The 14,141-nt window shown below is 32.9% G+C and carries 8 protein-coding genes; 7 read left to right on the top strand and 1 reads right to left on the bottom strand.

The genetic code is table 11. The features are described from left to right. Positions 1-20 precede the first annotated feature (20 nt). The 4 genes from H6X70_RS07460 (at position 21) to H6X70_RS07475 (ending at position 6,769) form a co-directional block, all read left to right on the top strand. Positions 21-1,226: a TlpA disulfide reductase family protein gene (locus H6X70_RS07460; protein WP_194767054.1), complete on the top strand. Its 1,206-nt coding sequence runs from the start codon at positions 21-23 to the stop codon at positions 1,224-1,226. Between the two features lie 97 nt (positions 1,227-1,323). Then, positions 1,324-2,700 carry a TlpA family protein disulfide reductase gene (locus H6X70_RS07465; RefSeq protein ID WP_194767055.1) on the top strand — a complete coding sequence of 459 codons (1,377 nt, stop codon included), beginning with the start codon at positions 1,324-1,326 and terminating at the stop codon, positions 2,698-2,700. Between the two features lie 318 nt (positions 2,701-3,018). Then, positions 3,019-5,826: a M16 family metallopeptidase gene (locus H6X70_RS07470; protein WP_194767056.1), complete on the top strand. Its 2,808-nt coding sequence runs from the start codon at positions 3,019-3,021 to the stop codon at positions 5,824-5,826. 139 nt (positions 5,827-5,965) lie between these two features. After that, positions 5,966-6,769, top strand: coding sequence for an HAD family hydrolase (locus H6X70_RS07475; RefSeq protein ID WP_194767057.1), 804 nt, complete (start codon positions 5,966-5,968; stop codon positions 6,767-6,769). Between the two features lie 39 nt (positions 6,770-6,808). Here H6X70_RS07475 and H6X70_RS07480 read toward each other — a convergent pair whose 3' ends face one another. Then, positions 6,809-7,498 (bottom strand): NUDIX hydrolase, encoded by a 690-nt coding sequence (locus tag H6X70_RS07480; protein WP_194767058.1) that lies wholly within the window; start codon positions 7,496-7,498, stop codon positions 6,809-6,811. Positions 7,499-7,663: 165 nt separating this feature from the next. Here H6X70_RS07480 and H6X70_RS07485 point away from each other — a divergent pair, with 165 nt between their 5' ends. From H6X70_RS07485 to H6X70_RS07495, 3 genes are all read left to right on the top strand, one after another. Beyond that, positions 7,664-10,747 carry a SusC/RagA family TonB-linked outer membrane protein gene (locus tag H6X70_RS07485; RefSeq protein WP_194767059.1) on the top strand — a complete coding sequence of 1,028 codons (3,084 nt, stop codon included), beginning with the start codon at positions 7,664-7,666 and terminating at the stop codon, positions 10,745-10,747. 30 nt (positions 10,748-10,777) lie between these two features. After that, the gene (locus H6X70_RS07490) at positions 10,778-12,340 is read left to right on the top strand and encodes a RagB/SusD family nutrient uptake outer membrane protein (RefSeq protein ID WP_194767060.1); all 1,563 of its coding nucleotides are present in this window, start codon (positions 10,778-10,780) and stop codon (positions 12,338-12,340) included. 238 nt (positions 12,341-12,578) lie between these two features. Beyond that, positions 12,579-14,138 carry an alpha-N-arabinofuranosidase gene (locus H6X70_RS07495; protein ID WP_194767061.1) on the top strand — a complete coding sequence of 520 codons (1,560 nt, stop codon included), beginning with the start codon at positions 12,579-12,581 and terminating at the stop codon, positions 14,136-14,138. The last annotated feature ends 3 nt before the right edge of the window (positions 14,139-14,141 follow it).

Below are 14,141 nucleotides of genomic sequence, written 5' to 3' on the forward strand. Positions count from 1 at the left end.
AACTCAAAATTATTCTCAAAATGACTTATAAAGGAAGCATACTGGTACTTTTAGCTTTTCTCATGCTTAATTGCAAAAAGCCATCTGAAAAAATAGAAGACACACCAAAAACGTTTACGCTTAATGCACATATAGAAAATTTAGAAGCAGATTTTCTGGTGTATTCCGAAAAAGATGCGAACCAGCCTAATGGTTACCGTATAGATACACTTTGGGTTAAAGACCAAAAATTTACGTTTACAGACTCTATAGACGCTTATACACTTTACTATATAACAATCCCTGAAGCCCAAAGAAGACATAAAGTTAATGTAGGCGGTAAGGAATATACGGTTTCTGTAAAAGCCAATTTATCCAGAATGTGGTTTATTGGATATCCTGGTGCTGAAATAACTTATACTGGAAAAATTGATGGTTATATGGTAGATGCCTATCCTTCAGATAAAGAAGGTATTAATGACGATTTGGCTTTAATAAACAAGCAAGTATTTCCTTTACAAAATCAAATAAATTCGATAACCTTTTCTACTAGAACAGACGAGTTAAGTGATGAAAAAAGAAAAGAGATGAATGCGACTAAGCTAGAACTTAGTGAGAAAATAATAGATTTGAAAATCGATTTTATTAAATCGCATCCCAAATCTATTGCGGCTAGTTATGTTTTTAACGATTGTTATTACCGTCATTATTTCTCTTTTGAAGATGCTAAAAAAATGTTTAAGGACTTAGACAGTACCACTCTAGCTGGTACCACCTTCTATAACGAATCTAAACAACGTTTAGAAGCTGTTGAAAAAACAGGTATAGGTATGCAGGCTCCAGAAATTAAAACAACGCATACTTTAGATGGTTCTGAATTTAATTTATCAGATTTAAAAGGTAATTATGTGTTGTTGGATTATTGGGGGTTATGGTGTGGACCATGCATGGCAGAAATTCCTAAAATAAAAGAATATGCCAATAAGTATGCCGACAACAATTTTGTAGTGGTTGGAATTAATTCTGGCGATACCGCTCAAAGGTGGAAAAAAGTTATTGCTGATTATGATTATAATTGGACACATGTTCAAACCACTAAAGACAATAACCTTTTAATTCCATTTAACGTTAATTCATTTCCAACTAAAATTTTAATGGATCCCGAAGGAAAAATCATTTATAGTTCACAAAATCCTGAAAAGGTAGACCTATATCAAATGATAGATGATATTTTTTCAAAATCTTAAAAAAGCGAATTTCGTTTTTTATCAGGCCTTATAATTTAGGTGTTAATTAAGTTGGGTCATCAAAATGCCCACGTTATAATCAATTAAATTAAACAAAATGAAAAAAATAATTTATGTATTGGCTTTGTCTGTGGCACTAGTGGCTTGTAAAACAGAGCCTCAAAAAGACTATGTGGTATTTAAAGGCACGATTAGTAATAAAATATCCGATCATATTAGTGTTAATAGCCTGATGTCTTCCTTTAAAAAACAAATTAAGCTAAATGAAGATGGTAGTTTTTTAGATACGCTAAATATAAAGGCAGACAATTTAATGATTTTCGACCAAAGGAATTTATCATACATGTATGTTGAAGCTGGCCAAGATTTACATTTGAGTTATGATGCCGAAGATTTAAAAAACACCATCCATTTTAAAGGTGTTGGTTCAGAAATTAATAATTATTTAATTGCTAAAAGGAATAAAGACAGCGAACTTTCAAAAAAATCGGGAAACATTTATGAATTAGGTGAGTCTGAATTTCTTAAAGCTCAAAAGGAAATAGAGTCGGCATTATTGGAATTATTAAAAAATACGCCAAATCTACCTGAAACTTATAAAGAAAAAGAAAAAAGAAATATTAAATATGGGTATTTAAGTGAGTTAGATAGTTATGAGGCTAATCATGCTTATTATACAAAAAATCCAGATTTTAAGGTGTCTGATGGCTTCCTAAAAGAACTTTATGATTTAGATTACAATAATGAGACTGATTATGATTTTTCTTATGGATACTATACTTTGGTTACAAATTTTTGTAGAAGAGAGGCGCAACAAGAATCAAAATTAGACAATGTACCTAATGATGTTGCTTATTTAAATACGGTTAACAAGCTTAGTAGTCAGAGTATTAAAAATGATTTGTTGTTTAAGCATGCTAAATCTGGTATTACCTTTACCTCAGATTTAGAAGATTATTATAAAGCTTACATGAATGGTTCTACAAACGTTGCACACAACGAAGAAATAACAAAAAGTTATAACGAATTAAAAAAAGTAGATAAAGGCGCTCTTTCACCAAAGTTTGTAAATTACGAAAACCATGCAGGCGGAACGACTTCCTTAGACGACCTAAAAGGTAAATACGTATATATTGATGTTTGGGCAACTTGGTGTGGGCCTTGCAAATCGGAAATCCCTTTTTTAAAGGAAGTTGAAAAAAAATATCACGATAAAAATATTGAATTCGTAAGCATATCTGTAGACAAAACCAGAGACCACGCGAAATGGAAAAAAATGGTAGATGATGAAAATCTAGGTGGTATTCAGTTAATTGCCGACAATGATTTTAAATCGCAATTTGTTCAAGATTATTTTATAAAAGGTATTCCTAAATTTATCCTCTTAGATCCTAACGGATACATTGTAACCCCTAATGCACCAAGGCCCTCTAACAAAAAATTAATCGAATTATTAGATGCGTTAGATATCTAACCTATTATAAATGAAATTTTAACATGTTATTTTTAGGGGAAAGATAGAAATATCCACACTTATTAATACAAGGAAAAATTTTGATTTTTCACTCATATTTTGAATTAGTCACTCTTTTATGATTAAAATCACAAAGGCTGTCTGAAAAGTTATTTAATTTAATTTGCCAGTTTGAACCACTAAACTAAACTGAATTTCGATTCTTTAAATCATTTCGGCAAATTCTAATTAAAGTCAAGTTTACTTTTCAGTCGGTCTTTTTTTTAAATCAGAATTTTTAAATTAAAATAAAAGGAACTCTTTAAAAATCAGTAAATTATGAAACGTATCCTTCTTGCGCTTAGCATTTGTATCGCTTTTAATCTAGTAGCGACATCACAATCCATTGATTTTAATAGTCCGTTGCCGGTAGACCAGTCTATAAAAAAAGGCGTTCTACCTAATGGCTTAACCTATTACATTAAGAGTACCGATGTTGTAAAAGAAGCTGCAAGTTATTACATCATCCAAAATGTTGGTTCGATTCTAGAAAATGATGACCAGCAGGGGCTTGCGCATTTTTTAGAGCACATGGCTTTTAATGGAACAGAAAGTTTTCCAGGAAAAGGTATTTTAAATACCCTACAAAAACATGGAGCCGTTTTTGGTCGCGATATAAATGCTTATACCAGTTTTGATGAAACAGTTTATAACCTAAGTAACATACCAACTAAAGATGGATTAGTAGATACCTGCTTAACAGTTTTAAAAGATTGGTCGAACTACTTGTTACTAACCGATGAAGAAATAGATGCCGAACGTGGGGTTATAAAAGAAGAATGGCGTACCCGTCAAAACGGAGGGAATCGCATGTATCAAGTTAGCTTGCCAACAACCTACAACCATTCTAAATATGCCGAAAGAATGCCAATAGGGTTAATGCCTATTGTTGAAAATTTTCAATACAAAGCCCTACGCGATTTTTATCACGATTGGTACCGAACCGATTTACAAGCCATAGCTGTAATTGGCGATGTAGATGTTGATGATATTGAACAAAAAATTATAGAAAAATTTTCTAAAATTCCAGCTGTTGAAAATCCTAAAGAACGTTATATCGTTAACATTCCAGAGCATTCAGAAATGCTTTATAGCTTTGGTACAGATCCCGAAATTTCTACATCGTCTATAAATTTTGGCATCCGTCATAATAAATCATTAGAGCCAGAAACCGTTGCCGATTTAAATCGAAAACTGCTAGAATCCATGGCAACTAGCCTTATATATGCAAGAGTTTTAGAGAAATCTCAAAACCCTGAAGCTCATTTTTTAAACGCTAGAGTTGGCAAAAAATCAATAGGAAAAACAACAACAGCTTTAAGTTTAAGTATTTCTCCTAAGCCAAACCAACAAAAGGAAGCCTTTCAGGAAGTATATGCAGAACTAATTAGAGCCGTTAAATATGGCTATCTAGAAACAGAAATAGATAGAGCGATTGCGAAGATTACAAACAGTTATGAAAACCAAATAGCTAAGAAAAATGATTTGAATCACCTATTTATAAAAATGGCTATTCAAGACAACTATTTAAGTAATAGTACGATAACAGATATTGAAAAGGAATATGCCATTGCTAAACAAATTTTAAATTTAGTAACTCCAGAAACACTGCATAATACAATCAAGAAACTCTACACGAATGAAAACAGGTATTTAAATGTAATAGGTGTTAATGGGGAAGATAATTTAACAAAACAACAAGCCGAACACATTATTACAGCACTTGAAAACGATACAACATTACAGCCTTACACCGAGGCTTTAGCTGGGAAAACCTTGGTTTCAGGTATCAATATAAAACCAGGAACTATAGCGAATACCAAATTTAATAAGGCAACAGGAGCAACCACATATTTGTTAAGTAATGGTATTAAAGTACACTATAAATACGTAGATAAAGAAAAAGACAACGTTTCCTTAAATGCTATAAGTTATGGGGGTAAATCACTTATAAATGATGAAGATTTACCATCGGCGGATTTAATGAGAAGCCTTGTGCAAATGTCTGGATTAGGCGACTACAATGCTACCGATTTGCAAAAAGTACTAGCAGGGAAAACGGCTAATATTCGAATTCGCTTAGATGATATTCAGGAATCTTTGCAAGGAAGTTCAAACACTAAGGATGTTGAAACCATGTTGCAATTGGTTTATGTTTATTTTGTAAAACCGCGTTTCGATGAAGAAGCCTTTAAGGTATTAGAAAGCAACATGAACAACTATATTTTAAGTAAAAGTAATAATGTTAGTGAAAAAATTCGTGACCTTTTAACAACCACCTTATATGGTGAAAACAATCCGAAAGCACCAATTTTCAATCAAGATTACTTAAATACTGTTTCTTTTGATAAAATAAAAACGATATACAACAGTCGTTTTGCCGATGCTTCCGATTTCGAGTTTTTTATTGTTGGCGATGTTAAGGCATTAAATTTAAAACCGTTATTAGAGCAATATATAGCAAGTCTACCCACTAATAACATTAAAGAAACTTTTAAGGATAATGCTGCAGAATGGCAATTTGACACTATAGACGAGGATATTTATTTAACTATGGAAGATCCTAAAGCAAGGGTAGATATTGCTTATAAGAAGGAGATGCCATATTCTAAGAACAACGCGATTTACACCAATGTTTTAGGTGATATATTACAATTACGCATTACCGAAACCGTTAGAGAAGCCGAAGGTGGCGCTTATAGTCCAAGAGCAAGCGCTAAGTTTTTTCGCGAACCTAAATCGCAAGCCTATGTGTCTATTACTTTTGATTGTAACCCAGAAATGGCCGATAAATTGGTTGATATCGTGAATGCTGAATTACAAAAAATTGCTAATGGAGCCATTAATGATGACGATTTAAGTAAAACCAGAACCAATTTTATTAAAGAACGGGAACAAGCTAAAGGCAAAAATAAGTTCGATATGCAATTGCTTACAGCATACTTTAGGTTTAACGAAAATATTAACGACCCTAAAAATTTTGAAAATATCGTGAACAGTATGACTAAAAAAGACATACAAAATATAGCCAAACAGGTTCTCGATGGAGGGAAATCTTATGAAGTGGTTTTCAAACCTAAGAAGTAAAAACTAAAAATATCATATTCCTATTAAGCATCTAGATAATACCATAGTGCTTTGCTTCAATTGTTTAATAACCATTTAAAAACATAAAAAGCAGCACAAAACTTTTATAAAACTGTATTTTTGCAGCTTATAAAATGTTATGGATTTTTCAAAGGTAAAATTAGTAGTATCAGATATGGATGGTACTTTGCTTAATGATCATGGCGAAGTTAGTGCCCGTTTTTTCAATCAGTTTGAACAATTAAAAAAACATCAAATCCGTTTTGTTGCAGCCAGCGGAAGACAATATCAAAGTATTGTAGAAAAATTAAATACGATTAAAAATGATATTTCCATTATTGCAGAAAATGGCGGTTTCATGCAACACGATACCATTTCGCAAGTGCTTTTAAAACTATCGGATGATGATGTTCGCAAGTGTGTGAACATGCTTCGACGTATTGAAGGCTGTTATATTGTGTTATGCGGAAAAGAATCCGCTTATATCGAATCGAACGATGCTGCATTTATTTCAAAATTCAGTCAATATTATAAAGCGTATCAAATAGTAGACGATTTAACTAAAGTTAAGCATGATGATTTTTTAAAAATTGCTGTATATCATTTCGATTCTTCCGAAAAAAATATTTTACCACATATAAACGCTTTAAAACAGGATTTACAAGTCTCGGTTTCTGGCCCCAATTGGTTAGATATTTCGCATAAAGAAGCTAATAAAGGCTATGCATTAACGAGGCTTCAGCAGCAATTGGGCATTAATAAAGAGGAAACCTTAGTTTTTGGCGATTACAATAACGATTTACAAATGCTAGAATTGGCTTATTTTAGTTATGCCATGGCAAATGCACACCCCGATGTAAAAAAGACAGCCCGTTTTGAAACCAAAAGTAATTCCGAAGAGGGCGTAGAATGTGTTATTGATGCTTTATTAAGTCTGCAGTAGGAATATTTTACTTAAGTAAAGAGTACGCTCGTTTTTAGTTTAAAGCTTTAAATAAAAATGATTGTCTTGTTTGGCGTCATATTGCTCTTGGTCAAACATGAAAAGAAAAGACCCCTTAGTTGAAGAGCTCATGTCTTTCTCTTTTAATTTAATTAATATGTCCATTGAATTTATTTTATTAATAAAGTTTCTTTTATCAAGTTCTTTATCTAAAATAGCTTCATATAATTTTTGTAATTGACGCATGGTGAATTTTTCAGGTAAAAGCTCAAATCCAATTGGATTTATAGACGTTCTTCTACGTAATCTTTTAATGGCTTTGTCTAGCATTTCATTATGATCAAAAATTAAGTCAGGAACTTCAGTTAAGCTAAACCATTTTGCATTTTTTTTATCACTAATGGCTTCGTTATACTTTTCAATATTTATAATGGCATAATAAGACGTTGAAATGGTTCTAGCAACAGGATCTCTGTCTACCTCACTAAATGCATAAAGTTGTTCTAAATAAATATCGTGTACACCTGTTAGTCTATGTAAAACCCTTGCAGCTGCATCATCTAAAGTTTCGTTACGCTTTAAAAAACCACCCATAAGTGACCAATTGCCTTGTTCAGGTTCAAAGTCTCTTTGAATTAATAAAACTTTTAAATCCTCATTGTCAAATCCGAAAATAATACAATCTACTGCTAAAAATACTTTATCATCCGGGTTATAACCTGCTATCATACGTTTTTTTTTCAGCTAATATATGATAATTATAGTAAAATTTGAAAAATAAGTGTTAAAACAACATTTATTAATGAAAATATTTGTTCATGTTAAATATTTGTTATTTATTTACAAATGTTATATTTACACTTGTAACAATAACTAAACTAAAACTAAAAAAGAATGATAACAACTAAATTTTTATTTGTGAATTACAGGTGCTACTGGCCATCTAAAGAATGGTTACTAGCATTAGTGTTTATGATTTTTTGTGCAAACTTTAATTTTGCACAACAACAAAAAACAATTACTGGTACAGTTTCATCTGAAAATGAAGCATTGCCTTTACCCGGAGTAAATGTACTAATTAAAGGGACAACTAATGGGGTAGTAACCGATTTTAATGGTGGTTATTCTATTAGTGCATCTGCAAAAGATGTTTTGGTCTTTTCTTATTTAGGATTTGTGAACAAAGAAGTTACTGTAGGAGGAGCTTCTTTAATTAATGTTGAATTAAGAGAGGATTTAACAACCTTAGATGAGGTTGTTGTAGTTGGGTATGGTACTCAGAAAAAATCGGATTTAACGGGTTCTGTGAGTGTTGTCGATATGGAACAAGCTCAAAAAACAGTGACTTACGATCCTGCTAAAATGTTACAAGGACAAGTAGCTGGCGTTACTGTACAGTCTTCTGGAGAACCTGGTGGTTTTGTTAATATTAAAATTAGAGGGATTAATTCCTTTAGTAATAATAATCCACTTTTTGTAATTGATGGAATGATTGTAGATAGCCCGTACGATTTTGCACCAGGCGATATTGAATCTATGCAAGTTCTTAAAGATGCATCTGCTGCTGCAATTTATGGTGTTCGTGGAGCAAATGGAGTTATAATAATTACAACTAAAAAAGGAAAAGTAGGCCACTTAAATATAAAGCTTAATTCTCTTATAGGTGTTCAAAATGTAGCAAACGAATGGTCTGTAACAGACAGGGAAGGTTACCAAAATATAACAAGTGCTGCCGAGGTTAATGCTGGTTTAGGCATTGCTCCAGGTAACGATCCTACAAATCCAGAGTATATCGACGATGTAAATACCGATTGGCAAGATGCTGCATTTAATACGGGTTATATTGAAAATCACTCTGTAAATATTAGTGGTGGTGCAGAAAGCTTAGCGTATAACTTAAATTTAGATTACTTTAAGAATAGTAGCTACGTAGATTCACCTCAAGATTATGAAAGAATTTCAACAAATTTAAATATATCTGGTCATAAAGGAAGATTTAAATACGGTGGGAAATTAGGATATACAGAATCTGATAAGGAAAATTTTAATGAGTATGTTGGAGGGCAATCGGCGATTTCTGATATCGTTGGAGCAATTCCTACCATGCCTGTTTACGATGCTAATAGATTAGGAGGCTATGGCGGTACAGATAATTTAACCCAACGAGCTATTTCAATGAATGCCATTGGATACAATAACTTAATAGATAATTTAGGTGAAAGAAATCGTTTTATTGGAAACATTTGGGGCGAGTTTGAAATTGTAAAAGGTTTAAAATATAAAATAGACGCAAGTTTTGATAGAGTAGATTGGAAAAACAGAAAGTTTATACCACCAAGTGATTTAGGATGGTACTATATAACTACTAATGATGAAGCGTCTTTAGATGTTGCTACAGGTAATCAAACTAGGACCTTTTTGAATAATTTATTGACTTATGATATTGAATTTGGTAAACATGATATTACACTTTTAGGAGGATTAATTCAGGAAAGAACAGATTATTACAATCATTGGTCTAGAGGTGTGGGTTACGAGCCAAATACCATTAGTCATTTAGAATATGCCGATGCTACTAGTACAGGCGAGTATGAAAGTACTATTACAGGGATTTCTTATTTGAGTAGATTAAACTATGCTTATGATGATCGTTACTTGGTAACAGTAAACTATAGACAAGATAAAACCTCATTATTTAGTGAGAAAAATAATAAAGCCGATTTCTATTCTTTCTCGGGTGCTTGGAAATTGAGTAATGAAAACTTTATAAGCCTGCCAAATTGGGTTTCGTTAATTAAACTTAGAGGAAGTTATGGGGAATTAGGAAACAATACCATTCCACCTTACTTTTTTGCAACAACTACAAACTCTTTCGCGAGTTATGATTTTAATAATCAATTGGCTCCTGGAACTACCGTAGTGAGTTCTTTAGATCCAGATGTACATTGGGAAGTTACTAAAACAACTAATGCAGCTGTAGAATTAGGATTCTTTCAAAATGATTTACAATTTACAGGAGAGTATTTCTATAAAAAATCAACCGATTTATTAATCGGTGTTCCTTTACCATTCTCAACTGGGGCATTTCCAGCGAGTATAACAACCAATGCTGGTGCTGTTGAGAATTCTGGATTAGAATTTACCTTAGCTTATAATAATAACCGCAAAGCATTTAAATATAATATATCGGCAAACCTAGGTACACTTAAAAATAAAGTCTTAAAAATAGGTATTGATGGCAACCCTATTTATGGCGCAGCTTCCAAAACAGAGGTTGGGCGTTCTGTAGGTGAAATATATGCTTATGAAACCGATGGGATTTTTCAAACTGATGCGGAAGTTGCTAGTGCTGCTACACAAATAGGCGCAGCAGCAGGTGATATTAAATTTAAAGACCAAATTACAGTAGATACCGATGGTGATGGTATTCCTGATGCTGCCGATGGTATTATTGATGATGAAGATCGTGTATATCAAGGTGTCACAATTCCTAAATATAGTTATGGATTAAACTTAGGGTTTGGTTATAAAAATTGGAGTTTATCGTGTTTATTTCAAGGCGCTGGAGGGCATAAAGCTTTTAACGGGTTGTATCGTAATTTAATGATTGGGCAATATTCTAATCATCATACAGATATGTTAGATTATTGGACACCAACCAATACCGATACCAATGTACCACGACCTATAATTGGAGATCCAAATGGAAATCTTAGAGATTCTAATAGGTTTGTTGAAGATGCAGATTACGTAAAACTTCAAAATTTAGAAATAGGATTTCAAATTCCAGTTGGAGATCAAGGCGTGTTAGAAGATGCTAAAGTATATGTTAATGCTCAAAATATTTTTACTATAAGTAATTATCGTGGTTATGATCCTGATTTTAATAGCAACGATGGATTATTCTCTAGAGGATACGATGGAGGAGCTTTTCCTAACCCAAGAACCATTTCATTAGGTGTTCACTTAGGTTTTTAAGCGTAATTAATAATATTAAAACGAATTAAAATGAAATATATAAATTTTAAATATTTATCACTTTCCTTAACGTTATCTATTGTGTTAAGCAGTTGCATAGCCGATGAGGATTTAATACAACTAGACCCTAATAATGATGCTGTAGATTCTTTCTGGGCATCAGATGAAGATGCTTTACAAGGTATAAATGCGGTTTATAGTAGTTTGTTAACAGATGGAACTTACATGAGAAGTACCCCGCTATTATTAGATTTAAAGGGTGATGACACAAGAAGTCAGAGTCCTTGGGGATCGATGTATAATGTAGGACGATTTAACTCTAACGTTGCCGATCCTTCTATTTATGGCTGGGCTTACGAAACGTATTATCAAGGTGTTTATCGTGCTAATCAGGTGCTTGAAAATGTGCCTGGTATTGATATGGCAGATAATGGACTTAAAAATAGAATTTTAGGACAAGCTTATTTTTTAAGAGGTCTTTATTTATTCCATGCCGTAAATATGTTTCAAAATGTTCCTCTCCCAACACAATTGGCTGCCTTTTATGAGCAAAAAACATACGAAGAAGGTTGGAAACAAATTATTGAAGACTTTAAAAATGCGGCAAGTTTATTGCCGGTTTCTTATGCTAATGTTTCTGGAGCAGATGTTGGAGAATTAGGTAGAGCAACTAAAGGTGCTGCCTTAGGATATTTAGGTAAAGCTTATCTGTTTACTAAAGATTTTACAAATGCTAGAGACACTTTTAAAGAAGTTATAGATTTAAATGTATATAGCTTAGTGCCAAATTATCGTGATAATTTTACAGATAAGAATGAAAATAATTCAGAGTCGCTTTTTGAAATTGAATTTAGTAGAGAAGCTGGGGGTGTAGACTTAGGCTGGGGCGGTATTCCTGCTTCAGGTTGGGGAAAAACTTCGGCAAGAGCCATTACTTATGGGCCTAGAGCTTTTGGATGGACCGATGTACAACCTACTTGGGCATTATTTAATGAGTTTCATGAAGAGTTAACCGTTTCCGGTGAAGTAGATCCAAGATTAGATGCTACAATGTTTTATAATAAGCCCGGCGGTATGATGTTATATGGCCATGATTTTGCAACCTTTTATGCCGGTAATCCTGCCGACTTAAACGATCTTTTTTGTGCAAAGTATCAAAATTCCGATGGTGAATACGAAAACGAATACGATTGGCGCTCTGGAATTAACGAACGTTTATTACGCTATGCAGATATTTTGTTAATGTACGCTGAAACTTTAAATGAAACAGGGGCAACTGCTATGGCTTATAACTATATTCAAGAAGTTCGCGACCGTGTTAATTTACCCGATTTAAGAGTTACTAAGCCAGGTATGACTCAAGAGCAAATGCGCGAGCAAATTGGTCACGAAAGGTTTTTAGAATTAGCACTTGAAGGACACCGTTTTGATGATATTCGTCGTTGGGGATGGTTAGAAGATCAAACGAAATTAAATTGGTTAAAATCGAGAGATTCAGAATATGAAACTTATACTAAAGGAAGAGAGTTCTTTCCTATACCACAGTTAGAAATGGATAACAATCCTGGAACAGTACAAAATTTCGGGTATTAATAATTAATGCGTGAGTTTGTTTAATTAGTTAGTTTTTTCAAAAGGTAAGTGTTTCACTTACCTTTTGTTTATTTAGCTTTTTTTAATTAGAAACCAGAAATATTAATTTTTATTGATAAGTCATTTGGATATGTCAATTCCTTTGACTTAATTTGTAAGTGTTCAAAATACACTTGTAAAAAATCACAACACATCAATTGTTGTGAAAATGAATTCATAATAAATAAACTATAAGGTTATGTTTAAAATTAAAACAAATGATTTAAAATATTTAGCAGTCTTTTGTATCGTTTCATTATTTGGAAATGCTCAGGATAAAAGCACTACAATTACTTTTAATCAAGACGAAAAAGCACCCGTAATTAGCAAACATATTTACGGCCATTTTGCAGAGCATTTAGGACGTTGTATTTATGATGGTTTTTTTGTTGGAGATACTTCAAAAATCGCAAATACGAATGGAGTTCGTAACGATATTGTTAAAGCACTAAAAGATTTAAAAATACCTAATTTACGCTGGCCTGGAGGTTGTTTTGCCGATACTTACCATTGGAAGGATGGTATTGGACCTCAAAAAGACCGTCCTACAATTGTAAACCAATGGTGGGGTGGAGTAACCGAAGATAATAGTTTTGGAACACACGATTTTTTAAACTTATGCGAATTGCTGGAAACCGAACCTTATGTTTCTGGTAATGTAGGTAGTGGTACTGTTCAAGAATTAGCCGATTGGGTACAGTATACAAATTTTGATGGTGTAAGCCCAATGAGCGATTTACGTAAACAAAATGGAAGAAAAGAACCTTGGAAAGTAAAATATTGGGGTATAGGAAATGAAGCTTGGGGTTGTGGCGGAAACATGACTGCTGAATACTATGCTAATGAATATAGAAAATACGCGACTTTTATTGCCGATTGGACAAACTCTGGTGGTTTAATGCGTATTGCTTCTGGAGCAAATAGTGACGATTACCATTGGACGGAAACTTTAATGAAAAACATTCCTAATCATATGCTTGGCGGTGTTGCTTTACATCATTATTCTGTTATCGATTGGAATAACAAAGGCGATGCCGTATCTTTTACGGAAGACATGTATTTTAAAACCATGAGTGAAGCTTTAGAAATGGAAGAACTTGTTACTAAACATGCTGCCATTATGGATAAATATGATCCAGAGAAAAAAGTGGATTTAGTGGTTGATGAATGGGGTGGTTGGTACGCTGTAGAAGAAGGTACAAATCCTGGTTTTTTATATCAACAAAACACCATGCGTGATGCGGTTTTAGCAGGGGTTACACTTAATATTTTTAACAATCATGCCGATAGAGTTCGTATGGCAAACTTAGCACAATGTGTTAATGTTTTACAAGCTGTAATTCTAACCGATAAAGCTAAAATGATTTTAACACCAACTTATCATGTGATGAACATGTATAAAGTGCATCAAGATGCAAAGTTAATCCCGTTAAAGTTTCATTCACCAAAATATGAATTAAACGGAAAATCACTTCCTGCAGTATCTGTTTCAGCTTCAAAAGACACATCTGGTTTAGTACATATTTCAATGGTAAATATCGATGCTAATAAAGACAATACTATCGATTTAGATTTAGGCGCTTTAGGTGTTAAAAATGTTACAGCATCTATAATTACTTCAAATAAATTACAAGATTATAACGCTTTCGATAATCCAAATCATATTGTTATCCAGAAGTTAGATAACGCTAAAATTAAAAAAGGAAAGCTTAACATAACAATTCCTCCATTTTCAGTGATTATGATTGAAGGAAAATAAAAT

Origin of the sequence: Tamlana sp. I1, assembly GCF_015355625.1 — a bacterium.
Classification (GTDB): Bacteria; Bacteroidota; Bacteroidia; order Flavobacteriales; family Flavobacteriaceae; genus Pseudotamlana.

Coding starts and splice junctions, on each gene's coding strand:
- H6X70_RS07495 (WP_194767061.1), top strand. CDS start 12,579: ATGTTTAAAATTAAAACAAATGATTTAAAATATTTAGCAGTCTTTTGT.
- H6X70_RS07475 (WP_194767057.1), top strand. CDS start 5,966: ATGGATTTTTCAAAGGTAAAATTAGTAGTATCAGATATGGATGGTACT.
- H6X70_RS07490 (WP_194767060.1), top strand. CDS start 10,778: ATGAAATATATAAATTTTAAATATTTATCACTTTCCTTAACGTTATCT.
- H6X70_RS07470 (WP_194767056.1), top strand. CDS start 3,019: ATGAAACGTATCCTTCTTGCGCTTAGCATTTGTATCGCTTTTAATCTA.
- H6X70_RS07465 (WP_194767055.1), top strand. CDS start 1,324: ATGAAAAAAATAATTTATGTATTGGCTTTGTCTGTGGCACTAGTGGCT.
- H6X70_RS07485 (WP_194767059.1), top strand. CDS start 7,664: ATGATAACAACTAAATTTTTATTTGTGAATTACAGGTGCTACTGGCCA.
- H6X70_RS07460 (WP_194767054.1), top strand. CDS start 21: ATGACTTATAAAGGAAGCATACTGGTACTTTTAGCTTTTCTCATGCTT.
- H6X70_RS07480 (WP_194767058.1), bottom strand. CDS start 7,498: ATGATAGCAGGTTATAACCCGGATGATAAAGTATTTTTAGCAGTAGAT.